The organism is Actinoplanes sp. NPDC023936 (genome assembly GCF_040639325.1).
GTDB lineage: Bacteria > Actinomycetota > Actinomycetes > Mycobacteriales > Micromonosporaceae > Actinoplanes.
Genome location: NZ_JBEZZR010000034.1, coordinates 45,236 through 67,559 on the forward strand (window position 1 = coordinate 45,236; position 22,324 = coordinate 67,559).

Sequence of the window (22,324 nt, forward strand, 5' to 3'; positions counted from 1 at the left end):
CGGGAACGCTAATCAGTTCTGATGAAATCATCAACTTGGCGGACGGCTTAGGATCGGGGCATGCCGCCGAACCGCCTCGACCAGCGCCGCGCCCGCACGCGCGCGGCCCTGCTCGGAGCGGCCCGGGACCTGCTGGTCTCCCGGGCGCCCGCCGAGGTGTCCATCCAGGAGATCACCGAGGCCGCGGATGTGGGCTTCGGCAGCTTCTATAACCACTTCGAGTCGAAGCAGGCCCTTTTCGATCAGGCAATCGCTCAGGTCGCGGCCGAGCATCAGGAGCTGCTGGACGCGGCGACCGCGGGGCTGACCGATCCGGCCGAGGTGCTGTCGGCCGCGGTCCGGCTCACCGTGCGGCTGCCGCGGACCCACCCTCATCTGGCGCGGGTGATCGATCGGGCCGGGCTGGCGTACCTGGAGCCGCTCGCGCCGGTCGTGGTGCGGTTCCTGCGGCATGCCCACAACGTCGGGCGGCTCTGTTTCGACGACGGCGGAGTGGCGTTGTCGTGCCTCGGCGGTGCCACCCTGGGAGCGCTCAGGCACACCCTGACGGTGGCCGCGCCCGACGCGGATTTGTCCGAGACTGACCAGGCGGCCCGGCAGGCGGCGCTCGGCCTGCTGCGCCTTTTCGGCGTGCCCGAGATCGACGCCCGCCGGATCGCGGCGCGGCCGCTTCCCGCCCCGGTCACCGACTGATCCGCCCGCGAGGTCCCCCGTTCGGGACGACCCCTCTCGGTTGGCCCGAGGTACCGTGACCACCATGACCCTGGAGGAGCTCGCCCAGCGGGTCGCCGCACTCGAGGCCGAGGTCGGCGTGCTGCGCCAGGAGGCCGCTCTGGCCCGGGCCCTCGCCGCCGGCGCCGACCGGGACGTCGCCGACTACCGGGCCGAACTACGCGGACACACCCGCATGCTCGGCGCGCTCCGCGAGACCCAGCTCGAACAGGGACAGGCGATCACCGGGCTCGGTGAGAACGTCGACCACCTGGCCGGGGCAGTGGGCCGCATCCGGGACCAGCACGGCGCCAGCCTGAACGAGATCGTCGGACTGCTCAACCAGCTGGTCAACCGCGACGACGGACAGGAATAACCGACCCCCATCAAGGTCGTGCGTTGAGCGCGCGGAGCTCGGCGGCGACGTCGGCGCCGGAGGGGGCGTGCTCGGGGTCCACCAGCCATTGCAACATCAGCCCGGTCAGCAGGGCGAGCGGCACGGAGCCGCCGAGCCCCTGCCGTCCCTCGCGTTGGCCGTTGGCCAGGTGCTCGCGGACCTCGGGAGATCGCTCCGCCTGGACGGCGGCTTCCAGCTGGGCCACCCACAGCGGCCGGTGGGTGCTGAAGGTGTCGATGAGGGCCTGCCACCGCTGCTCCGGCGTGTCGGCCGGAACCTCTTTGGCCAGTTGACCTGACAGGTCCTCCATCGCCTCGACCAGGGCCTGCGTCAGCAGCGCGTCCTTGGACCCGAAGTGGTAGCCGATGGCGGCGTGGTTGACGCCCGCCGCGGCGGCGATGTCCCGCACCGTGGTGCGTGCCCAGCCACGTTCGATCAGGCATTGCTTGGCGCCTCTGAGCAGGTCTTCCCGGTTTCCCATACGCGGAGGATACCAAGCTATCAACCAAGCGGATTATCCAAATGGATTGACCATATGGATAATCGACGGTTAGTGTTGCCGCCATGACGAAGCCGAACGTCCTCATCTCCGGCGCGAGCGTGGCCGGACCGGCCCTCGCCTACTTCCTGCACCGAGGCGGGTACGACGTGACAGTGGTCGAGCGAGCACCGGCCCTGCGCGACAGCGGGTACGCCGTCGACTTCCGCGGCACGGCGCTCGATGCGCTTGACGCGATGGGCATCCGCGACGAGCTGCGCGACCACGAAACGAGGATGCGCGGCACGACCATCGTCGACGAGACCGGAAACGAGATCGTCCAGTTGCCCGCCGAGGCGTTCGGTGGCGAGCTGGAGGTGCCCAAGCGGGACCTGACCCGCATCCTGCACCGGATCACCGCCGATGACGTGGAATACCTCTTCGACGACTCCATCACCGCGCTGACCGAAGACGCGGCGGGCGTCACCGTCGAGTTCGAGCGTCACGCTGCCCGCGAGTTCGACCTGGTGTTCGGAGCGGACGGCGTGCACTCCAACGTCCGCAACCTCGCCTTCGGCACGAACGACGACGTCCTGCGGCACCTCGGCATGTCCGGAGCCGGCTTCAGCACCCCTAACTACCTCGGCCTGGACGGCCGGGGCCTGCTCCAGCCCGGAAAGGCGGCGGTCTACCTGTTCAGCACCAGCCCCGCCGACCGGCTCACCGTCAGCCTCTCCTTCGCCACCGACTCACCGGCACTTGACAGGCGTACCCGCGCGGAGCAGGAGCAGGCGCTGCGAGCCGCGTTCGCCGGGCACGGCTGGGAGGCGCCACGGCTGCTGACGGCGATGAGCGAAGCCGACGACTTCTACTTCGCCTCCAGCTGCCAGGTCCACCTCGATCACTGGCACCGTGGCCGGGTGGCGCTGCTCGGTGACGCGGGCTACTGCGCCGCGCCGACGAGCGGGATGGGCACCTCGCAGGCGCTGGTAGGAGCATGGACTCTGGCCCGGGAACTGTCAGCTGCCGGCGGCCGCCACGAGATCGCCTACACCGCCTACGAGCAGCGGCTGCGGCCCTACGTCGCCGAGAACCAAGCAGCGGGCCGACACGCCGCGGCCAGCTTCGGCGGCGAAGCCCCGCCGTCGGCACCGTGAACCAGCACGTCGGACGAGTCGAACGGGACCGCGTCCGGGACGGCGGCTGAGCGGCCCGGCGCGGGCGTTCGCGGGCAGTGCCGGCGCGCCTGCCGCCCCAGCTCCTCGGCCGGCTCCTCGACACCACCGCAGGTCACCCCGCCCACCGTCAGGTCCGTCCACGCCGCGAACGTTCCGGACACCGGTGTCGCGCCGCAGTCGACGCCGAAATCGGCCGTCACCGTCTGCACGCCCTGGTAGAACAGCATCTCCGGAATGGTCGGATCGTCCTGGCTGCCGCCGGGCAGCGAGTAGCCGCCGTCTTCGGTGACGGCCGGGCCACTGCTGACGGTACGGCCGGACGCGGCGCTCAGCGACGTCGCGAGCGCGGTGGCCCAGTCGTCCGGTGCGGTGAGCCGGGTGATCGAGGACGTGAACGGCTCGTCGAGGACGGTCCGGCCGGTCGGCGAGACCGTCGTGCTCTCGCCGAACACGGTGACGCGGGTGAGCCGGGAGGCGAAGGCCGGCTCCGACCAGCGGACTCCGGAGACGGTGCAGCCGGCCGGGACAGCGACGTCGGGGGCTGGGCTTGCTCCGGGGGCGGCGCAGGCGGCGGGCAGCGCCGCCACCAGGAGCGCGGCGAGCATGCGGCTGATCATCGGGTCATCATCCACGGACATGACGAACGCTGTCACGGCGGTGTTATCCGCGTCCCTCTACGTTGGTGGTCGTCAGGTTGGTGGTCGTTCTGAACACGGCGATGCCCCAGCCGCAGGGGGATCGGCTGGGGCATCGCTTTCCTCGGCTCAGGGGGGTCAGTAGCCGAAGTTCTGGGTGTAGTACGGGGCGCCGCTCTTGCTGTAGACCGCGCCGACGCCGACCTTCTTGGACTTGCAGTTGAGGATGTTGGTGCGGTGGCCGGGGGACTTCATCCAGCCGTTCACCACCTGCGCGGCGGAGCGGTAACCCCAGGCGATGTTCTCCGCGGAGGGCTTGGCGTAACCGGCGGCCTTGGTGCGAGCCACGAAGTTGGAGCCGGAGCGGCCGGTGTGCGAGAACGTGCCGGTCTGGGCCATCCAGGCGCTGTGGCCGCGGGCGGCGGTGGTGAGCTTGGCGTCGACCTTCAGCGCGGCGCAGCCGTGCGAGGTGCGCTGGACGTTGATCAGGCGGTTGATCTCGGTCTGCAGGGCGGTCTCGCTGGACTTCGCCGGCGCGGCTTCGGCCGGGGACGCGGTCATCGTGATGCCGACCGCGGCCGGGGCGATGAGGGCGGCCAGGGCGAAACGGCGGAGAAGCTTGCGCAAGAGCGGTCCCTTTCGTTGGTTCTTTCCGAGGTGGTGCGGTTCGTGCTTGCGCTGTTCTGTTCGGCGCGGGCGCGGCCGGTTGGATCGCTGACTCGGTGCGTGATCGTCGCCGTACGGTTGCGGGGTCCGGGGTTGAGGAAGGCTCGCGCCAGGCGCTGCCTCGCGGCTGCGACCTCGATCGATCCCTGAACAGGGTCGGCATAGCCACCGAGGTCGTGGTGCGGCGCCTCCGTCCGCATGCCGCTATTCTAGTGCTAGAATAGCGGCATGGACCTGACGCCTGCTGAGCTCACCGTGCTGGGTCTGATCATCGAGCGCCCCCAGCACGGCTACGACCTGGAACGGGTGATCGAGCAGCGCGGCATACGGCAGTGGACCGATATCGGGTTCTCCTCGATCTACTACCTGCTCGGCAAGCTGGAGAAGCGTGGCCTGCTGCACGCCCCCGAGGGTTCCGCCGGCGGGAAGTCTCGCCGAGTCCTGCACGCCACCAGCGAGGGCCGCGATGTGGCGGCGCGAGTGGCGCTGGCCCTCGTCGCCGACCCCCGGCCGGTCCCGAACCCGCTGCTCGTCGGCATCGCAAACCTGCCCTTGTTCTCGGAACAGGACTACGCGCAGGCACTGCGCGCCCGCCTGGCTGCGATCGAAACGCGCATCACTGGAGTCCGGGCGGCTGCCGAGGCACAGGCCACCCTTCCGCCGGCGGCGCGTGAGGTGTTCTCGTATTCACTGAGCCTCATGGAGGCGGAAAGGCAGTGGCTCGCCAGCCGAGTCCAGGTACCCGATGACGAACAAGACTGACTTCAAGAAGACCCTCGACGCCTACCAGGCGCGACAGGGCCAGTTCCGGGTCGTGGACGTGCCCGACATGCAATATCTGATGATCGACGGGCACGGAGACCCCAACACCTCGCCCGTCTTCGCCGAGGCGTTGCAGGCGCTCTACCCGGTCGCGTACAAGCTCAAGTTCGCCAGCAAGACGGAGCTCGATCGCGACTACGTCGTCCCGCCGCTGGAAGGCCTCTGGTGGGCCGAGGACATGGACTCCTTCACCACGGCGCGCGACAAGTCGCGCTGGGACTGGACGCTGATGCTCATGACCCCGGACTGGATCCACCCGGACATGTTCGCCGCCGCCGTCGAGCGGGCCGGGGCGAAGGACCGGCCCGCGCGTCTCGGCGACCTCCGTCTCGAGACCCTGTCCGAGGGCCGGTGCGTGCAGACCCTGCACATCGGCTCCTTCGACGAGGAGGCAGACGTCCTGGCGCACCTGCACGACGAATTCATCCCGCGGCAGGGGTTCCACATGGCCGGCACGCACCACGAGGTCTACCTCAGCGACTCCCGGCGAGTGGCCCCGGAGAAGCGGCGCACCATCCTCCGGCAGCCGATCACCGCTGGATCCGTACTGGGGGTATGACAGGCGGAGCGGGTACGCGGCCATTGCCGGGCAAGACGCAGCTGAGCGTCCGCGGCGGCCGGCTCGCGGAGTTGCGGTGCGGTCCAGCCGAGCGTCTGTTCGGGCAGGCGGAAGGTGTGCTCGATGTCGAAGCGGCGCAGGAACGCCTGCCAGCACCGGTCGATATCAGTATCGGTGGCGTCGACCTCGGACCACCATCGTGATCGCTGGTAGCCGCCGTGCGGTACTTGGCGCTGGGCGGGTCACCGGTTGAGGTAGGCGGCCAGTCCGCCGAGTTCTTCGTTGGCGATGAATACGTTGCGGACGTTGAGGATGGCTTCCTCGACGTGGTCGGTGCAGCCCCATGCTGAGTCGCCCCACGAGTCGGCGATCTTGATCGTGGCCTCTTTGGCGCAGGGGGTGGGGCCGCCGAGCTGGCAGTGTTCCGGGTGGGGCCGGTTGGCCTGTGTGGCGGCGGCGGCACGCATCCGGGCGTTGAGCTCGGCGGCGGCGGTGGCGCGCTGTTCGGCGTCGGCGCGGAGCTGGCGTTCTGCGCGGACCGTCTTGGCCAGTTCCTCCAGGGCTGACTTGGCGCTGGCCTCGGCGGCTTGTTTCGCCTGCTCGATGTGGTGTCGTTCGATCGCGAGGGCTGCGGTGTCGGCGAAGAGACGGGCCAGGGCCAGGTCGATGTCCTCCGGGGCACGTGGGGTGCGGTGGTACATGGCGAAAGTGCCCAGCAGGTGGCCGTCGCGGGCCAGGATCGGCATGGACCAGCAGGAGGCGAGCTTGGCCGCCTCGGCCAGGTCCCGGAACGCGTCCCAGGCCGGGTCGGTGGTGATGTCGCTGGTGATGACGGGTTCGCGGCGGTGGGCGGCGGTGCCGCAGGAGCCGACGCCGTCGCCGGTGGCGATGCCGTCGATGGCCTGGTTGTAGAAGTCCGGCAAGCTGGGTGCGGCGCCGTGCAGCAGGTGCCGGCCGTCGGGGTCGGCGAGCAGGATGGAGACCAGGACCCCGTGCGGGGAGAGGTTCTCGATGCTGCGGGCCATGCCGTTGAGTACGTCGGTCAGCGGCGCCTGCCGGGCGATCTGCTCCAGCAGGGCACGGTGCTTGGTCATCAGCCGTTGCGCGTGTTTGATCCGGGTGGTCTCCACGCCGATCACTCGGATACCGGTCACCGTGCCGCTGGTGGCGCGGCGCGGCTCGTAGGTGAAGTCGAAGTACGCCTCCCGCGCCTGCGGTCCGGTGCCCAGCCGGACGAGGGTGTCGTGGCCGGTGTAGGGCTCACCGGTGCGGTACACCTGGTCGAGCAGGTCGAGGAAGCCCTGGCCGGCCAGTTCGGGCATCAGGTCGGCGAGCGGGACCCCGGTGCGGGCCCGGTCCTGGCCGATGGCGGCGAAGAACGCCGGGTTCGCGGTCTCCACCACGTGCGCCGGTCCGGACAGCGCCGCGAACACGGCGATGGACTGCCCGAACAACGCGCGCAGATCGTGGTCGCCGGCTTGTCCGGCAGCCGCCGGATCGGCAGTAGCGGGCCGCTGCTCTGGTACTGCCGTCATGGGAGAGGCCTTTCACTGCAGAGATGGGGGGAGAGCCGGCACAGCACCCGCCGCTGGCGGTGGCACGGTACGCGGGGAGCTCGCCTCACGTGCGGGCACGGTCATCCGGTGTGACGATCCGGGCTCACGTCGAGGCCGTCGCGGCGGCGCGGTCCAGGACCCGGTACACCGTCGGGCGCGACACCCCGAACAGCTCGGCCAGTTCGACGATAGTGTGCTCACCGGCGGCGTGCAGCTTGAGCAGTCGTTCCTGCTCGGCGTCCGGGTTGCGTAGGTGGCGGATGGCGCCGGGGGCCAGTCGGGCTGGAGGCGAAGGCGCCGACGCTGCGCCGGCATGCTGCGCAGATGACGCCGGTCACATCCGGGTGGAAAACGGCCTCACGGAAATATCCGCACTGGCTGGCCCGTTGCGACGGCTATACCCCCTGGGGGTATAGCCGGATGGACCGCCGAGAGAACAAGAGGACGCAGCCATGTCACGCACCGCACCGACGACCGCCCTTGAGGCCGGGGGACGGGCCGGTGGCCGCCTGGGCCTGGCCCTGCTCGTGATCGCGACGGCGCAGCTGATGATGGTGCTGGACGACACCGTCGCCAACGTGGCGCTGCCGAGCATCCAGGCGCAGTTCGACATGTCGGAGTCGGCGCTGCCGTGGGTGATCAACGCCTACGTGCTGGCGTTCGGCGGTCTGCTGCTGTTCGGCGGCCGGGCCGGTGACCTCTACGGCCGCCTGCGGGTGCTGCGGCTCGGCTTGATCGTCTTCACCGCCGCGTCGCTGGCCGGTGGGCTCGCGCCCACCAGTGAGCTGCTGATCGCCGCCCGCGGTATCCAGGGCATCGGTGCGGCGCTGGTCGCGCCGAACGCGCTCGCCCTGATCGCCACCACGTTCCCGGCGGGCACACCACGCAACAAGGCGATGGCCGTCTACGGCGCGATGTCCGCGCTCGGCATCACCGGTGGCGTCCTGCTCGGCGGGCTGCTGACCGGCGCGTTGAGCTGGCGGTGGGTCCTGCTGATCAACATCCCGATCGGCATCGCCGTCCTGGCCGGCACCCGGATCCTGGTGGCCGGCGAGCGGCACACCGGTCGTCTCGACACTGTCGGTGCGGTGACCGGCACCGCCGGGTTCACCGCCCTGGCCTACGGCTTCACCCGCGCCGGTGAGCACGGCTGGAGCGACCCGGTCACGCTGACCGCCTTGGCCGCCGCCGTCGCCGCCCTGGTGCTGTTCGTGGCGCGGCAGGCGCGCAGCCGCGACCCGCTGCTGCCGCTGCGGCTGCTGGCCGACCGCAACCGTTCCGGCGCCTACCTCACCGTGCTGTTCATCGGCGCCGGCCTGATGGGCACCTTCTATCTCGCCACCCTGTTCATGCAACAGGTCCTGCGGTTCGGTCCGCTGCAGGCCGGCGCCGCCGCGCTGCCGTTCGGCGCCGGCATCATCCTGGCCTCCGGCGTGGCGTCCAAACTCGTCGAGAAGCTGCCGCCGCGAGCGATCACCGCCCCCGGCCTGCTGATCGCCGCTGCCGGCATGTTCTGGCTGTCCGCGCTGGACGCGAACGCCGGCTACTGGACCGACCTGATGGTGCCGCTGTTCATCACCTCCGCCGGCCTGGGCCTGGCGTTCGTGCCGATGACCCTCACCGTCGTGCACGACGTCGACCCGCGGGAGACCGGCGTGGCCTCCGCGCTGATGAACACCGCCCAGCAGATCGGCGCGGCCATCGGCCTGGCCGTCCTGACCACCGTGTCCGCCACGGCCGCCGCCACCCGGCTGCCCGACGCCGCCACGGCGCTGCACACCGGGTCCGCCGGCAGCAACGGCGACCTTGTCGCCCGCGCGGAGCAGGCGCTGAGCCATGGCTACACCACCGCCTACCTCGCCGCCGCCGTCCTGCTGGTAGCCGCGGCCGTGCTCGCGGCCGTCACCGTCACCACCCGCGCCCCGCAGAAATCTGCGGCTGCAGCCGACACCCACGCCGGGTAAGCACCTCTACTGACGACGACCGGGTAGGCGGCCGGACAGGCTGCGCCACCGGCACCCCAAGGAGCCCACCATGCATCCCGAGCAGCACACCGCCGAGTCGCACACCACCGGCCATCAGCATCACATCGGACACGAACACCACGCCGGGACTGCCTCGGTGACGTCCGGGCGGACGTCCTGGCGCACGGCGGCGCAGGCCACCCTGCACTGCCTGACCGGCTGCGCCATCGGTGAGGTGCTGGGCATGGTCATCGGCACCGCGCTCGGCTGGTCCGCCTGGCCGACCGTGGTCCTGGCCGTCGTGCTCGCGTTCGTGTTCGGCTACGCCCTCACGATGCGCGGCGTGCTGCGCGCCGGGCTCGACGTCCGTACCGCCCTGAAGGTCGCCCTGGCTGCGGACACCGTGTCCATCGCGGTGATGGAGATCCTGGACAACGCCGTGATGCTGGCGGTGCCCGGCGCCATGGAAGCCGGCCTGGCCAGCTGGGTGTTCTGGGCATCGCTGGCGTTCGCCCTGGCGGTGGCGTTCGTCCTGACCACCCCGGTCAACCGGTGGCTGATCTCGCGCGGCAAGGGCCACGCCGTGGTGCACCAGTACCACCACGCGCACTGACAGCGCCACGGTCCGGCGAAGCGCTACCCATCGTGGCGACCGGCGCTGCTGGCCCCGTACGGGTATCGAAGTGTCGGCCGTGGCGGCCGGCACCCCACCGCCGGCGCCGCTGCCGGCCGACACCCCCGGCCGCGGCCATCCGGATCGGGTACGCCTCCTCGCCCTCGCGCGGGGAGTGCCAGTCTCCAAAATCATCGCCAGCGCCAGCTCCCGTTCCGATGTCTCTCACCGGCCGAGACGCCTCGGAGTGCTGGTCCGTGGTGTTCGACGTCGGCGAGGGGAGGCGTCCGCTGAGGGTTCGGCCAACGACAAGATCATCGCTACCGCTAACCGCTGTACCGATCTTCCTCAGCCCCGGGGTCGTGGGGGTGTGCGAGAGTTCTGGCGTGCCGAAGCGGGTCGACCACGACGAACGACGACGACAGATCGCCGGGGCGGTGTGGCGGATCGCCGCCGGCCGGGGGCTGCCCGCCGCCACGCTGCGCGAGGTGGCGGCCGAGGCTGGCGTGTCGATGCGGCTCGTGCAGTACTACTTCCAGACCAAGGAGCAGCTGCTCATCCACGCGTTCGAACTCGGCGCGCAGGCGGCGGGCGAGCGGATGCGGCTGCGGTTCGCGGCGCTCGGGCATCCGCCCACGCCGGAGGAGGTGGTACGGATCTGCCTTCTCGAACTGCTGCCCACCGACGAGGACAGCCTGCTGCTGGCGCGGGTGCACGCCGCCTACTACGCGGCCGCGCTGACCGATCCGGCGCTGGCCGGCGCGGACGCCCGGAACCCGCAGCACCAACTCGAGTCGGTGATCGTCACGCAGTTGCGGGCGGGCCAGGAAGCGGGGACGGTCCCGGCGGGGATCGACCCGCGGGTGGAGGCGCGCGGGCTGGCCGCGCTGGCCGCCGGGCTGTCGTCGACGATGCTGGTCGGTGTCCGGTCGGCCGGGGACGCGGTGGAGGTGATGGAGTACCACCTGCGCCGCCTGTTCCCCCGGTGACGCGTCGCAGATCGCGTGCGGTGGCCGTCGCGCCGTGGGTACAGCCGCGCCGTGGGTACAGCCGCGCCGTGGGTACAGCCGCGCCGGGCGGGACTGCTTCACGGGTCGGACAGCGGGGGCGGCGATGTCGCGGTGCGTGGGACAGTCGGGTCAGCACGCGGGGGACCGGGTTGCTGGTCAGCGTCGTGATCGTGACCCGGAGTGCCTGGGTCAGGGGTAAAGCTTGCGCTGTGCGGAAAGTCGTGGACGTCCCGTGCCCCACAGAATGACGCAAAGCCGTCGATGCTCCGCCGTTGCGGTGACTCGGCGTGATGACCGAGTGCGCGGGAGGGTTCCAAGCTCGTGGTGGGGCGTTTCGTACGCCGGGCGGGCCGTGAGTCTCCCGCGAAGCCGCTGCCAACGCTCGCTCGTCGAGGACGGTCCGGCCGGGGGCGGCGGGACGGGGCTTTGGCCGTACCCAATGATGGGTTGATGGATCTTGATTTTGTGCTTGCTTTGTTTGATCGTCAGATGCGGCGGGAGGCCCGGCCGGAGACGCCGGCGGCGCGGATCGAGCGGTCCGGGCGGGTGATCAGACACGTCGGCGGGGAGGGTGACTGGAATGCGGTCATCTGGTCCGATCTGGACGAGTCCACGGCCGACGCGGCGATCGCCGGGCAGCTGGCGATGGGCGCGGGCTTCGAATGGAAGCTCTACGGCCATGATCGGCCGGCGGACCTCGCTGATCGGCTTCGGACAGCCGGGTTCGTGGCGGAGGAGCCGGAGACGTTGCTGGTCGCGGCGGTCGGTGAGCTGCGGCTGCAGAGCCGACTGCCCGATGGGGTACGGGTGGAGGAGGTCACCGATCCCGCCGGAGTGGAGCTGATGGTCGGCGTCAGCGAGCGGGCGTTCGGCGGCAGCATCCCGTGGCTGCGGCCGCGACTGCTGGCGCAGGTGGGTTCGCCGACCACGCTGATGCTGGTGGCGATGGCCGGGGACGAGCCGGTGTGTGCGGCGCGGATGGATCTGCATCCGGGCACCGCGTTCGCGAGTCTCTGGGGTGGCGGGACGCTGGCACAGTGGCGCGGGCGCGGGATCTATCGGGCGCTCGTGGCGTACCGGGCCCGGCGGGCGGCCGAGCTGGGCTACGAGTATCTGCAGGTGGACGCCACCGAGCAGAGCCGGCCGATCCTGGAGCGGCTGGGTTTCACGGCGCTGACCACGACGACGCCGTTCGTCCTGCCGGGTTAGCCGCCGCCGCGCCGCAGGTGGCGGTCTTCCGCGTCGAACGCCTCTGACTCCACAACGGTCCCGAGATCAGTCTGCGTCTCGGCATCTGATCGGATTCCGGGGTGACGACACTGCGGCTGCTGACCTTCAACACGCTCTTCCGGGGCGACGCCCGGCATCGTCTGCGGGCGCTCGGCGCACGGCTGGCGGAGGCCGACTACGACGTCGTCTGCCTCCAGGAGGTCATGTACCGGCGCGGCGCCGGCCTGCTGCGCCGGGCCGCGCCGGCCTACCGCCATGGCGTGTACGCCGGGACTGTCGCGCTGCGGGGCGGGCTGGTGCTGCTGTCCCGGTTGCCGATCACCCGCTCGGGGTTCGTCCGGTACCCGATGTCCGGCCCGCTGCGGCCCGAGCTGGTGATGCGCAAGGGCGCCCAGATCGTGTCGGTCGCCACCGGGCGGGGCGAACTGGTGGTGGTGAACACGCACCTGTCGGCGAACCGGGACGACGACTGGTCGCCCGGCAACCGGTACACCCGCGTCGAACGAGCCGAGCTCGACCACCTGGCGAGCCGGCTGGCGGCGCTGGATCCGGCCGTGCCGGTCGTGGTCGCCGGTGACCTGAACGTGCCGCGGGACTCCGCGGTGCTCGCCGATTTCCTCGCCGCGACGGGACTGCGTGACGTGCTGGCCGGTGACACCCGGCCGACCTACCGGCCGACGCCGCAGTGGCCCGCGCCGCCCGCTTTCGATCACGTGCTGATCCGGGGCGCGGCGGGCCGGGCGATGGCCGGGCGGGCGCGCCTGGTGTTCGCCGAACCGGTGCGGCTGGACGACGGCCGGGAGGTCTTCCTCTCCGACCACTACGGCGTGGAGACGACGCTGGAGTTCGAACATCTGTGACGCTACGGCGACGGAGAACGTACTCACATCGGCGGACAACCTAGCCCTGCGGAATCCGATTAGCTGCCGCCGAAGATTCGCCTTCGGCGGCAGCTGTCAGCGCTGAGAGCCCTATCCGCCGTGCCGGGTGGCATGGAGAAGCCGCACCGCGTGAGCGGCCAGGCTCTGCAAGGCCCGCAGATCCTCCTCGTTGAAGGCGCCACGGTGCTGATCCATCACGCACAAGGTGCCGACGGCTCGGTTGGCGAGCGGCAACGGCACGCCGACGTAGGAACGCATCCCGCTGGCCATCACCAGGGGATCGCCGGAATACCGGCGATCGTCATGGGTGTCGGTGATCAGCACCGGTGCGTCGTGGATGACGGCCGTGGTGCAGGGCGCCCCTCCCACGGGCACGCCCGCTCGATCAGTCACCCCGCGCGCGGCGCTCATCAGCACCACGCCGTCGAGCATGGCGGTCAACGCCGCCACGTTCGCCTCGTAGATACGGGCAACGTGCTCGACGAATTCCCGCAGTCCTCCTGCCGCCGCTCCGTCAGCAGGCAGCAATGCTGCCACCGCACTCAGACGATCAACGCGTAGCAACGCGTCCACCGGGTTGTCGTCGTACCGGTATGCAGCATCCAGCGTCATAAAGGCCCTTCCGTTAGGCGAAACACCGACGCTACGGGCCGGCACACCCGAGACCGGGCCCCAGACGGGTGCGACGGGGTTGTTCCGCCAGTGCGCGCCGATGGTGGCAGCGCAAAGACTCTGAACGGCCGACAGGACCCGCCGGCTCACAGCGCGCCCGCATTCGTCAGCCGTCACCGCGGCGGCCCGACCCGCCATCGCCGGCTGCGGCTTGTTCCTCAGCGGCTATCCGCCGAGCCTGCTCGGCGTGCTCGCGCGCCCGGTCAGCCACGTCACGATAGCCGGCATCACCGCGGGTATCCGCCAGCCAGTCGTGGACGTCGGCGACCTGATCCTCTACCTCGGCGACCTGCCGCTCGACCTCGGCGCGCTGCGTGGCCAGCTCCCGGCCTCGCTGGGCGAGCCGCTCGGTGTCGCGGCGCAGTTGGTCGGGATCGAATTGGCGGCCTTGGCCAGGTCTGCTCATAGCCAGTGGTTGCCCATCGCCTCAGCCGATACACCGGCGGCGGTGGCCCGATCAGCCGTGCCGCGTCATGTCACCGCGCCACGCGCCCGTGTCGAGGTCGGGAGCGCCTGTCGTGCCGTGGGCGGCGCTGACGATCACCGGAGTGCCGTCCGGGTCTCCGTACCAGCGGCTGCCAGGATCGCGGGGAGCAGGCCGGGGAACCGGCTCTCCATCTCCTCCAGGCGTAGTGCATTCATCTTCATCGTTCCCACGTAGTACTGGCGGATCACGCCGGCCTCGCGCAGCACGTTGAAGTGGTGTGTCAGCGTCGACACCGACACGGGCGCGTCGAACGTGCCGCAGCTCATCTCCTCGCCGGCCCGCGCGAGCTGGGTCACCACGCCGCGCCGCACGGGGTCGACCAGGGCTTCCAGGACCTGTTGCAGGGAGACCTGCGCGACGTCGGGGTGCTCGATGGTCCGGGTGGTGGCACGGGGGCGGGGCACGGCAACTCCTCGGCGATCGCGGCGCGGACCCCCATAGTACGACGCCGGTCGAATCAGTGACCCTCATCAAGTTTGACGGTGCTGAAGTTTGACCGCTATCGAGATTGAGTCGTACGGTGGCGACGTCGGCACGTGCCGAACGTCAACGCCACACCTCGCGAAACGGGACCGGACCAGCCATGCGCGCTTGGAAACTCGACAACTTCGGCTTCGAGAACCTTCACCTCTACGACGACGTGGCCGTGCCCGTTCCCGGGCCGGGCGAGATCCTGGTCAAGGTGGCGGCCGCCGCGCTGAACTACCGGGACAAGGCGCTGGTCGAGGGCATCTACGCCCCCGAGAAGATGCCCAAGGGGCTCATCCCGGTCGCGGACTTCGCCGGATCCGTGGCCGCTCTGGGCGAGGGCGTCACGACGTTCACCGTCGGGGACCGCGTGACCTCACACTTCTACCTCGACTGGATCGACGGCCCGTGGCGCGAGGCCTACACCGACCGCCAGACCGGTGGACCGCTCAACGGCGGCCTCGCCGAATACGCCGTACTCACCGCGGCCACCGCCATGCCCACGCCCGCGCACCTGACCGACGAGGAGGCCGCCACCCTGCCGATCGCCGCGCTCACCCCGTGGTTCGCCATGCGCGAGTACGGCAACATCGGTGCCGGCGACACCGTCCTCGTGCAGGGCACCGGCGGGGTCTCCGTCTTCGCCACCCAGATCGCCGCCGCGCTCGGCGCCCGGGTCATCGCCACCTCCAGCAGCGACGACAAGCTCGCGCGCATCCGCGAACTCGGCGCCACCGACACGATCAACTACCGCACCACCCCCGACTGGGCCACCACCGCACTCGACCTCACCGGCGGCGAAGGCGTCGACATAGTCATCGACGTCGTCGGCGGCGACGGCCTCGCCGACTCGATCCGGGCCGTCAAAGGCTCCGGCATGGTCGCAGTCGTCGGATTCCTCGACGGTCAGGCCTCCGCGCTTGACCTGATGAGCGTGATCTGGCGCCAGGCCCGCGTGCAAGGCATCGCCGTCGGGCACGTCCGGGCATTCGAGCGCCTGCTCGCCTTCGTCGACGAGCACAAGATCCGGCCGGTCATCGACTCCGTCTTCGACTTCGAAGACGCCCGCGACGCCTACGCGCGCCTCGACAAGGGCCCCTTCGGGAAGATCGTCATCAAGATCGCCTGACCCCGGCCGCGAAGAAGCGCCACGAGGTCCCCGCCTGCCCGGACCCGGCCGGGCGGGGACCTCGTGGCGACGGAGGCTCACCAGCACCGGCAACGGCCTATCCTCCTAGGATGGTCTAGGGGGCGTGTGCCGGGACGCCCGGAACGAGTCTGCTCTCAGCCGTGCCGGTGGTGTTTCTTCACGAAGGTGTAGCCCGGCTCCAGGGGCTCGTCGATCTGCGCGGTCTCCAGGGCCTGCTGGTGCAGCGACAGCTGCCGTTCCGACGCCTGCGCCCCCGGTGGCAGCTTCCGCAGGAAGCCGCTGACCCAGTGCTCCCGGCGCTCTCCGGTGCCGTCCCCGCCGAACGCCTCGGCCAGCGGCGCCGGTTCCACCAGTGGCGCGTAGAAGAGCATCTCGGCGGTCTCCTCGCCGTCCGCCGGGGGATAGGAGGGGAGACCGGAAGCGGACAGGCTGCCGGTCACCCGGGTCACGTAGCCTTCCCGGATCAGCTGGTCGACGGCGTTCTTCAGCAGGAACGCGCCCTTGGCGCCGCGGCCGAGCCCGCTGGCGGCGGCGAGTCCGGCCTCGGCGAACAGGGCGCTGCCGTCCTCGTAGACCCGGCCCTGCCGGCGGACCACGTTCAGCACCCGTCCGCGGTTGGAGCGGCCGGGGTCGAACTCGCGGGTGACGGCCATCGGGTCGTACTCATGGAAGTAATCGACGCCGTCGATGCGCAGCGGCTCGTCGAGCGGCACGGTGCGCAGGTGGATCTCGTCCTTGGCGGGCTGCCAGGAGATCCTGATCAGCGTGCCGGGGTGGATGTCCGGGGGCCAGGGGATGCCACTGAGCTGCGAGACGTCTTGATCGTCCAGCGCGCTGGTGACCGTCTGCCCGGCGGGCGGCGAGCCGTGCGGGCGGTGCTCCAGCACGACCGTGACGGCTTCCGGGTGCGGGATCCGCGGGGCGAGGTCGTCCGGCACCGGGCAGACGCCGTCGGTGAGCTGTGCCCGCGTGAGGGCGAGCCGGCGGTTGACCGTCCGCATGGCGACCTCCTTTTCGCAGATCAAGATACCCGCCCGGCCATTATCCTATCTTCCTAGGATGGCTTACGGGATGTGCGCGGCTGCACCGGGCACGCTTTTACAAGCAAAAAGGAATCAACGACATCCCCTAAAAAAACCAGGATCAGATTTCCGCGTACGCCTCCCGGCCGAGCCGGATCAGGTCGGACAGCTGGGCCGGCGGGTCGTCGCGCCACCACGCGAGCCACACCTCGATCCGGGGGACCGCCCGGAGCATCCGGTACGCGACGCCGGGTCGCGGGTTCTGGTTGGCGGTCGCCTCGGAGGTGATGCCGACGGCCTGACCGGCGGCGATCAGGGTCAGCCATTCGTCGACGCCGTGGGTGGAGCGGATCGCGGCCGGTCCCCGGCCGGGCGGCCAGAGGCCGGGGGTGGTGGTGCCGGTGCGGGCGTCGATCGCGACGGTGTACCGGGTGAGGTCCTCGACGCGCAGGGTGCGGCGCCGGGCGAGCGGGTTGTCGGTGGCGATGGCGGCGCAGCGGTTCTCGTGGCCGATGAGCGCGGTGTCGAAGCGGGGGTCGATCCGCAGATCCGGGTCGGCGGGCAGCCCGCGGCGCAGGACGGCCACGTCGGCGGCGCCTTCGCTGAGCCCGGCGGTGGCCGTGTTGGACTGGACGAAGACGAGCGGCGCCCCGGTCCAGGCGCGTTGCAGCCGGCGGGTGTGTTTGCCGAGGGCGGCCCAGGCGTATCCGACGCGGAGTTCGCTGCGCGACTGTTCGGCGATGCGGTGCAGGTGGGCGGTTTCGGCGAGGATGCGGCGGGCGCCGGCGAGGATCTGCTCGCCGGTCGGGGTGGGGGCGAGGTGCCGGGTGGTGCGGTGCAGGACGCGGACGCCGAGGGCGGTTTCCAGGGCGGCCACGGAGCGGGAGACGGCGGCCTGGGAGGTGCCGAGTTCGGTGGCGGCGTCGGTGAAGGTGCCGGTGTCGACGACGGCGACCAGGGCGCGCAGGTGCCGTAGCTCCACATCCATGCGCTGAGCGTATAAGCCGGGTGCGCCGCGTATTTCCGTGCTCGGGGTGTGGGTGCCCAGACTGGCGGCTGTGAGTGCTGATGTTCGGGAGCGGACGGTGGCCGGGCCGCGGGCGGGCCGGTCGCTGGCGGCGGGTCTGGCGACGATGGTGGGCAGTGCGGCGTCGAATCAGGTGGGTGCGGCGGTGGGCGCGCACGCGTTCGGCGTGATCGGGCCGGCCGGGGTGGTGGCGGTGCGGCAGTTCGTGGCGGCGGCGGTGCTGCTGCCGGTGGCGCGGCCGAATCTGCGGCGGTTCACGTGGGCGCAGTGGTGGCCGACGCTGCTGCTCGGCCTGGTGTTCGCGACGATGAATCTGAGCCTGTACACGGCGGTGGACCGGATCGGGCTGGGTCTGGCGGTGACGCTGGAGTTCCTGGGTCCGCTCGCGGTGGCGCTGGGCGGGTCGCGGACGCGGCGGGATCTGGTGTGTGCGGCGGGCGCGGGCGCCGGGGTGTACCTGCTGGTGCTGCCGGGTGGCAGCAGTGACTGGTTCGGGATCGGGTCGGGTGTGCTGGCGGCGGTGTGCTGGGCGGCCTACATCCTGTTGAACCGGTTGCTGGGGGCGCGGCTGCCGGGTCTGCAGGCGCCGGCGGCGGCGACGACGGTGTCGGCGCTGATGTATGTGCCGGTGGTCGTGGCGCTGGTGGCGCGGGGGTCGTGGTCGTGGCCGGCGGTGGCGTTCGCGGTCGGGGCGGGTGTGCTGAGCTCGGTGGTGCCGTACGCGTGTGATCTGGTGGCGCTGCGGACCGTGCCGCCGCGGTTCTTCGGGGTGGTGATGAGCATTCATCCGGTGTTCGCCGCGCTGGCCGGGCTGGTGTTGCTGGGGGAGGTCCTGGCGGGGCACGAGTGGGCGGGCATCGTGGTGGTGGTGGCGGTGAACCTGGTCGCGGTGCTCGCCCATCGGGCGCGGTCGTTGTAGGGTGTCGCTCGTGACTGCCGGGTCGGCCGTGGGCCATTACCGAGTGGGGCACCCGGCCGGCGTTTGATTCGCCGGCGGGGTCCGCCCGCATTCTCGCTTCTTCGTCGTGACCTTTTCCGGTTCGAGCTGAAAGCTGAGAATGGATTTCAACAGTTCTGTTGTGGAGGAGTTCCGCGCCAACAGCGGGGTGGTCGGTGGCATGTTCGCCGGGGCCCGCCTGTTGTTGCTGACGACGGTGGGCGCCCGGTCGGGGCGGCCGCACACGGTGCCGCTGGGGTATCTGCCGGACGGCGGTGAGCGGGTGCTGGTGATCGGGTCGGCGGGTGGGTCGCCGCGGGATCCGGCGTGGGTGCGCAATCTGGTGGCGCATCCGCGGGTGACCGTGGAGGACGGCGTGTTCACCTATGAGGCGTCGGCGGCGGTGCTGGCCGGCGCGGAGCGGGACGCGGTGTTCGCCCGGGCGGTGGAGCAGGATGCCGGGTGGGCGGAGTACGAGCGGGTGTCGGGCCGGGTGTTGCCGGTGGTGGCGCTGACGGCGATTCCGGGTCCGCCGCGGTTCGCCGCGTCGACGCCGGGTGGCATGTTGCGGTCCGTGCATGACGCGTTCCGCCGGGAGCTGGGGCTGATCCGGGCGGAGGTGGCCGGGTCGGGGCCGGTGCTGGGGGCGCAGTTGCGGGTGAACTGCCTGTCGTTGTGTGCCGGGGTGCACGGGCATCACGTGCGGGAGGACGAGGGCATGTTCCCGGGCGTGGAGGCGTCGCGGCCGGATCTCGCGGCGGCGATGGCGGCGTTGCGGGTGGAGCACGAGCGGATCGCGGCGGTGCTGGAGCGGCTGCAGGCGGTGCTCGGGTCCGGTGAGCGGGCCGGTCTGGCGGCGGAGGTGGACCGGCTGATCGCGGAGCTGGAGTCGCATCTGGAGCATGAGGAGCGGGTGCTGATCCCGGTCCTGGACGGCTGACGCCAAAACCCGGACATATCGGGGCGGGGCGTGCGAGTATGCGCTGGTCTTCTGAGGAGGTCCCGTGCAGAAACCACGCCGCGCCCCGCTGCGTACCCGGCTCGCTGTCGCCGCCGGGAGCCTGCTGTTGTTGCCGGCGCTGGCCGCGGCGCCGGCGGTGGCCGGGCACGCCGAGATCGACGGGCCGCTGAACGTGCTGCTCGCCGGCATCGATCCGCGTGGCTCGCATCAGGCGCCGCTGGCGGACACGATCGTCGTGCTGCACGTGCCGGCGAACCGGCAGGGCGCGTACCTGTTCTCGCTGCCTCGTGATCTGGTGGTGCGGATCCCGGCGTTCCCGGCGTCGGGCAGCACCGCGCAGCGCGGGAAGATCAATGCGGCGATGCGGCTGGGCGCGCAGGCCGGCGCCGGCCGGTACGATCCGGCGCAGGGTCTGCGGTTGCTCGCCACGACGGTCGGCCGGGTCACCGGGATCGCCGCGTTCGACGCGAGCGCGGTGATCGACTTCGGTGGGTTCAAGAACGTGGTGGCGGCGCTCGGCGGGGTCAGCATGGTGATCGACCAGCGGGTGGTGTCGGAGCATCGCAAGCCGGACGGCTCACCGCGCGACCGGTTGCGTCAGTGCCGGGGTCACCAGAATTGCGCCCGGCCGTACACCGGGCCGCAGAAGGTGTATCGCCCGAGCTCGACGCCGGTGCGGCTGCGCCCGTGGGAGGCGCTGGACTACGTGCGGCAGCGGTACGGCCTGCCGCGTTCCGACTACGACCGGCAGCGGCACCAGCGGCAGTTCCTGACGGCGGTCGCCGGGCAGCTGCACGGCGCGGGCGCGGCCCGGATGCGGTCGGTGCTGGGCGCCGCCGGTGGCGCGCTGCGGTTCAACGGTGGCCGGCACAGCCTGGCCGAGTGGGTGGCCGAGCTGCGCGAGATCGAGGTGGCGGCGGTGACGACGGTCGGCCTGCCGGGGCGGCCGGTCTTCGAGCGCGGGAAGTATCTGGGGGAGCGGCTCGACGCCGCCGGGTTCTTCGCCGCGGTGGTGAACGACCGGGTGGCCGCGTTCCTGCTGGACCACCCGGGTGCGGTCACTCTCGACCGGTGACTCAGTGGCAGGGCACGCCGAGCAGGTGGCGGCCGTCGTGCATGAGCTCGTGCAGGTACATCCCGGACTGGGAGAGGGCGCCCTGGTCGAACGCGACCAGGTAGGCGACCAGCAGCATGACACCGGTGACGGTGGCCGCGGCGGCGACCAGGCGCGGGGAGACGGCCGGAATGGCGGTGGTGGCGGTGGGCGCGGATGCCTTGGGCACGGCGAATCAACTCCTACGGGATGACGCGTCCCGATCGATGGGGCCTGCGACGCGTGAGCGTCCTGACTCACGGCACCCTGGACGGATGTCGTTCACAGTGGCGCGACCGCACCGGGTTCTCACCGGTTTCCCTCGCGACGCCGCAGTTTCGGTTCCCTCAACCTAGTGTCCGTGGTGTCCCGCGCACAACCGCCGCGGTGGGCGCGCCAGGCGTTTCCCGCGCGCTTTCCTGGCGGTACGGGTCATCGAGTGCCCAAGATCTCTTTCTGCTCGCCGTGAATCGCCGCGGGTGAAGTGCTGGCCCGTGCCCGGTGCCCTCTCTACGCTGTGCGGATGTCTACTGAGATCAGCGAACTGCTCGAGGCCGCCGCACCCGTCGTGAGCGGGGTGGCCCGCGGCATCCCTGACGATCGGCTCGGCGCGCCCACCCCGTGCGCCGAGTTCCGGGTGCGTGACCTGCTCAACCACCTGCTGCAGGTGACCACGAACTTCCAGGCCCTCGCGCATCGTAAGGACGTCGACTGGTCGGCCGGCCCGGATCGGCTGACCGGGGACTGGCGGGCCGCCCTGGACGACGATCTGGCCCGGCTGGGCGAGAACTGGTCGGATCCGGCCGCGCTGGACGGGGTGTCGCCCGGGATGGGCCTGCCGCAGCGCACGCTCGGTCAGATGCTGCTCGCGGACCTGGTCGTGCACGGCTGGGATCTGGCGGCGGCGACCGGTCAGCCGTACCAGGTGCCGGCGGCGCTGCTCGACGCGACGGCCGAGTTCCTCGACGTGATGGCGGAGACCGGCCGCACGATGGGCGCGTTCGGCCCGGAGGTCGCGGCCCCGGAGGGCGCCGACCGGCTGGAGCAGCTGCTGGCCCGGACCGGACGGGACCCGCGCTGGCGGCCCTGAGACCCGTTCTTCCCTCGCTTCTTCTGATCAACTAGGTTCTCCCCGCGATAGTTGATCTTGAGGGGCGGGGACCGATGACGACCGAGGACGACGGGTGGGTTCCGGCGAGCACGCCGAAGACCTGGGAGTGGGGCACGCGCGCGCTGATGCTGGCGGTCGCCGCGACCGGCGGTCTCACCGTGCTGTTCCTCGTCTGCGACCTGGCGGTCTGGTACCACCTGCGATCCGGTGACGACGACGCCTCGCCGACGCTGATCTGGGTCGTCGAGCACGTCGACCCGCTCAGCCTGCTCGGCACGGCGCTGATCCTCGCGTATCTGATCGGCTTCTTCGTCTGGCGTCACCGCACCAAGGAGGCGCTGCGCGGCTACGTCGCCGAGCCGGACCCGGTGCTCTCGCACTGGTCGGTGCCGGTGTGGAACGTGGCGATCTTCGCGTCCGTCCTGCTCGGGCTGAACGTCGACACGTCCGCCGAGGACATCGACGGCATGGTGCGGACCGTGCAGATCGAAGCCGTGCAGAACGGCATGCGGCTGGCCGGTCTGACGGTCCTGCTGATCGGCATCTGGGAGATCCGGGACCGGGTGCGGGCGGGCATCCGTGACTCCGGGGTGATGCGGCGCTCCCGGCGCACCGAGGGCACGATCCCCTTCCAGAGCTGACGTCTCGGCTCGGTCAGACGACGCGATCGGCGCGCCGCTGACGCGGGCCGGCTTT

At 71.0% G+C, this 22,324-nt stretch carries 27 protein-coding genes, 1 pseudogene and 1 riboswitch; of the genes and pseudogenes, 16 read left to right on the forward strand and 12 right to left on the reverse strand.

Annotation, left to right across the window (positions count from 1 at the left end):
* Positions 1–60: 60 nt before the first annotated feature.
* Positions 61–693: a TetR/AcrR family transcriptional regulator gene (locus AB0F72_RS32345; RefSeq protein WP_360439305.1), complete on the forward strand. Its 633-nt coding sequence runs from the start codon at positions 61–63 to the stop codon at positions 691–693.
* A 64-nt stretch (positions 694–757) separates the two neighbouring features.
* A complete protein-coding gene (locus tag AB0F72_RS32350; protein ID WP_360439308.1) occupies positions 758–1,087 on the forward strand; it encodes a hypothetical protein in 330 nt (109 codons plus the stop codon).
* Positions 1,088–1,097: 10 nt separating this feature from the next.
* On the opposite strand, the gene AB0F72_RS32355 is transcribed toward AB0F72_RS32350, so the two are convergent.
* On the reverse strand, positions 1,098–1,589 hold the full coding sequence (locus AB0F72_RS32355; protein WP_360439311.1) for a TetR family transcriptional regulator: 492 nt from the start codon (positions 1,587–1,589) through the stop codon (positions 1,098–1,100).
* An 83-nt stretch (positions 1,590–1,672) separates the two neighbouring features.
* Here AB0F72_RS32355 and AB0F72_RS32360 point away from each other — a divergent pair, with 83 nt between their 5' ends.
* Positions 1,673–2,743 carry an FAD-dependent monooxygenase gene (locus AB0F72_RS32360; protein WP_360439314.1) on the forward strand — a complete coding sequence of 357 codons (1,071 nt, stop codon included), beginning with the start codon at positions 1,673–1,675 and terminating at the stop codon, positions 2,741–2,743.
* Here AB0F72_RS32360 and AB0F72_RS32365 read toward each other — a convergent pair.
* Positions 2,665–3,381: a hypothetical protein gene (locus tag AB0F72_RS32365; RefSeq protein WP_360439317.1), complete on the reverse strand. Its 717-nt coding sequence runs from the start codon at positions 3,379–3,381 to the stop codon at positions 2,665–2,667. The two genes, AB0F72_RS32360 and AB0F72_RS32365, sit on opposite strands and share 79 nt — an antisense overlap.
* Before the next feature lie 156 nt (positions 3,382–3,537).
* The gene (locus tag AB0F72_RS32370) at positions 3,538–4,026 is read right to left on the reverse strand and encodes a CAP domain-containing protein (RefSeq protein WP_360439320.1); all 489 of its coding nucleotides are present in this window, start codon (positions 4,024–4,026) and stop codon (positions 3,538–3,540) included.
* 267 nt (positions 4,027–4,293) lie between these two features.
* Here AB0F72_RS32370 and AB0F72_RS32375 point away from each other — a divergent pair, with 267 nt between their 5' ends.
* Positions 4,294–4,827 (forward strand): PadR family transcriptional regulator, encoded by a 534-nt coding sequence (locus AB0F72_RS32375; RefSeq protein WP_360439323.1) that lies wholly within the window; start codon positions 4,294–4,296, stop codon positions 4,825–4,827.
* The gene (locus AB0F72_RS32380; protein ID WP_360439326.1) at positions 4,811–5,446 is read left to right on the forward strand and encodes a GyrI-like domain-containing protein; all 636 of its coding nucleotides are present in this window, start codon (positions 4,811–4,813) and stop codon (positions 5,444–5,446) included. Before AB0F72_RS32375 ends, AB0F72_RS32380 begins: the two co-directional genes overlap by 17 nt.
* Positions 5,447–5,493: 47 nt before the next feature.
* Here the strand turns inward: AB0F72_RS32380 and AB0F72_RS32385 are convergent.
* From AB0F72_RS32385 to AB0F72_RS32395, 3 genes and pseudogenes are all read right to left on the reverse strand, one after another.
* Positions 5,494–5,643, reverse strand: a pseudogene (locus AB0F72_RS32385) (transposase); the annotation flags it as partial.
* A 45-nt stretch (positions 5,644–5,688) separates the two neighbouring features.
* Positions 5,689–6,981, reverse strand: a complete 1,293-nt coding sequence (locus tag AB0F72_RS32390; RefSeq protein WP_360439329.1) for a GAF domain-containing protein — start codon at positions 6,979–6,981, stop codon at positions 5,689–5,691.
* A gap of 124 nt (positions 6,982–7,105) precedes the next feature.
* Positions 7,106–7,279: a helix-turn-helix domain-containing protein gene (locus tag AB0F72_RS32395; protein WP_360439455.1), complete on the reverse strand. Its 174-nt coding sequence runs from the start codon at positions 7,277–7,279 to the stop codon at positions 7,106–7,108.
* A gap of 175 nt (positions 7,280–7,454) precedes the next feature.
* Between AB0F72_RS32395 and AB0F72_RS32400 the strand changes: the two genes are divergently transcribed.
* From AB0F72_RS32400 to AB0F72_RS32420, 5 genes are all read left to right on the forward strand, one after another.
* On the forward strand, positions 7,455–8,966 hold the full coding sequence (locus tag AB0F72_RS32400; RefSeq protein ID WP_360439332.1) for an MFS transporter: 1,512 nt from the start codon (positions 7,455–7,457) through the stop codon (positions 8,964–8,966).
* 70 nt (positions 8,967–9,036) lie between these two features.
* Positions 9,037–9,579: a DUF4396 domain-containing protein gene (locus AB0F72_RS32405; RefSeq protein WP_360439335.1), complete on the forward strand. Its 543-nt coding sequence runs from the start codon at positions 9,037–9,039 to the stop codon at positions 9,577–9,579.
* A gap of 386 nt (positions 9,580–9,965) precedes the next feature.
* Positions 9,966–10,568 (forward strand): TetR/AcrR family transcriptional regulator, encoded by a 603-nt coding sequence (locus AB0F72_RS32410; protein WP_360439338.1) that lies wholly within the window; start codon positions 9,966–9,968, stop codon positions 10,566–10,568.
* 510 nt (positions 10,569–11,078) lie between these two features.
* On the forward strand, positions 11,079–11,798 hold the full coding sequence (locus tag AB0F72_RS32415) for a GNAT family N-acetyltransferase (RefSeq protein ID WP_360439341.1): 720 nt from the start codon (positions 11,079–11,081) through the stop codon (positions 11,796–11,798).
* A gap of 101 nt (positions 11,799–11,899) precedes the next feature.
* Positions 11,900–12,679, forward strand: a complete 780-nt coding sequence (locus tag AB0F72_RS32420; RefSeq protein WP_360439344.1) for an endonuclease/exonuclease/phosphatase family protein — start codon at positions 11,900–11,902, stop codon at positions 12,677–12,679.
* Between the two features lie 111 nt (positions 12,680–12,790).
* On the opposite strand, the gene AB0F72_RS32425 is transcribed toward AB0F72_RS32420, so the two are convergent.
* The 3 genes from AB0F72_RS32425 to AB0F72_RS32435 all read right to left on the reverse strand — a co-directional run bounded on the left by AB0F72_RS32425 (position 12,791) and on the right by AB0F72_RS32435 (position 14,263).
* Positions 12,791–13,312: a GAF domain-containing protein gene (locus AB0F72_RS32425; protein ID WP_360439347.1), complete on the reverse strand. Its 522-nt coding sequence runs from the start codon at positions 13,310–13,312 to the stop codon at positions 12,791–12,793.
* 166 nt (positions 13,313–13,478) lie between these two features.
* A complete protein-coding gene (locus AB0F72_RS32430) occupies positions 13,479–13,778 on the reverse strand; it encodes a hypothetical protein (RefSeq protein WP_360439350.1) in 300 nt (99 codons plus the stop codon).
* A gap of 134 nt (positions 13,779–13,912) precedes the next feature.
* Positions 13,913–14,263, reverse strand: coding sequence for a helix-turn-helix domain-containing protein (locus AB0F72_RS32435; RefSeq protein WP_360439353.1), 351 nt, complete (start codon positions 14,261–14,263; stop codon positions 13,913–13,915).
* Between the two features lie 179 nt (positions 14,264–14,442).
* Here AB0F72_RS32435 and AB0F72_RS32440 point away from each other — a divergent pair, with 179 nt between their 5' ends.
* Positions 14,443–15,456 (forward strand): NAD(P)-dependent alcohol dehydrogenase, encoded by a 1,014-nt coding sequence (locus AB0F72_RS32440; RefSeq protein ID WP_360439356.1) that lies wholly within the window; start codon positions 14,443–14,445, stop codon positions 15,454–15,456.
* 155 nt (positions 15,457–15,611) lie between these two features.
* Here AB0F72_RS32440 and AB0F72_RS32445 read toward each other — a convergent pair whose 3' ends face one another.
* Both AB0F72_RS32445 and AB0F72_RS32450 read right to left on the reverse strand, forming a co-directional pair.
* Entirely contained in the window at positions 15,612–16,478 is an 867-nt protein-coding gene (locus AB0F72_RS32445; RefSeq protein ID WP_360439359.1) for a hypothetical protein, read from the reverse strand.
* A 142-nt stretch (positions 16,479–16,620) separates the two neighbouring features.
* Entirely contained in the window at positions 16,621–17,487 is an 867-nt protein-coding gene (locus AB0F72_RS32450; protein WP_360439362.1) for a LysR family transcriptional regulator, read from the reverse strand.
* Between the two features lie 70 nt (positions 17,488–17,557).
* Between AB0F72_RS32450 and AB0F72_RS32455 the strand changes: the two genes are divergently transcribed.
* From AB0F72_RS32455 to AB0F72_RS32465, 3 genes are all read left to right on the forward strand, one after another.
* Entirely contained in the window at positions 17,558–18,445 is an 888-nt protein-coding gene (locus AB0F72_RS32455) for an EamA family transporter (protein WP_360439365.1), read from the forward strand.
* A gap of 160 nt (positions 18,446–18,605) precedes the next feature.
* Positions 18,606–19,403, forward strand: coding sequence for a nitroreductase/quinone reductase family protein (locus tag AB0F72_RS32460; RefSeq protein ID WP_360439368.1), 798 nt, complete (start codon positions 18,606–18,608; stop codon positions 19,401–19,403).
* Positions 19,404–19,467: 64 nt separating this feature from the next.
* Entirely contained in the window at positions 19,468–20,499 is a 1,032-nt protein-coding gene (locus tag AB0F72_RS32465; RefSeq protein WP_360439371.1) for an LCP family protein, read from the forward strand.
* Position 20,500: 1 nt separating this feature from the next.
* Here AB0F72_RS32465 and AB0F72_RS32470 read toward each other — a convergent pair whose 3' ends face one another.
* Positions 20,501–20,707, reverse strand: a complete 207-nt coding sequence (locus AB0F72_RS32470; RefSeq protein WP_360439374.1) for a CbtB domain-containing protein — start codon at positions 20,705–20,707, stop codon at positions 20,501–20,503.
* Positions 20,708–20,764: 57 nt separating this feature from the next.
* Positions 20,765–20,838: riboswitch (cobalamin riboswitch) on the reverse strand.
* 202 nt (positions 20,839–21,040) lie between these two features.
* Here AB0F72_RS32470 and AB0F72_RS32475 point away from each other — a divergent pair.
* Both AB0F72_RS32475 and AB0F72_RS32480 read left to right on the forward strand, forming a co-directional pair.
* A complete protein-coding gene (locus tag AB0F72_RS32475; RefSeq protein ID WP_360439377.1) occupies positions 21,041–21,607 on the forward strand; it encodes a TIGR03086 family metal-binding protein in 567 nt (188 codons plus the stop codon).
* Positions 21,608–21,681: 74 nt separating this feature from the next.
* Complete coding sequence (locus AB0F72_RS32480; RefSeq protein ID WP_360439380.1) at positions 21,682–22,269, forward strand: hypothetical protein; 588 nt, start codon at positions 21,682–21,684, stop codon at positions 22,267–22,269.
* Positions 22,270–22,324: the final 55 nt, after the last annotated feature.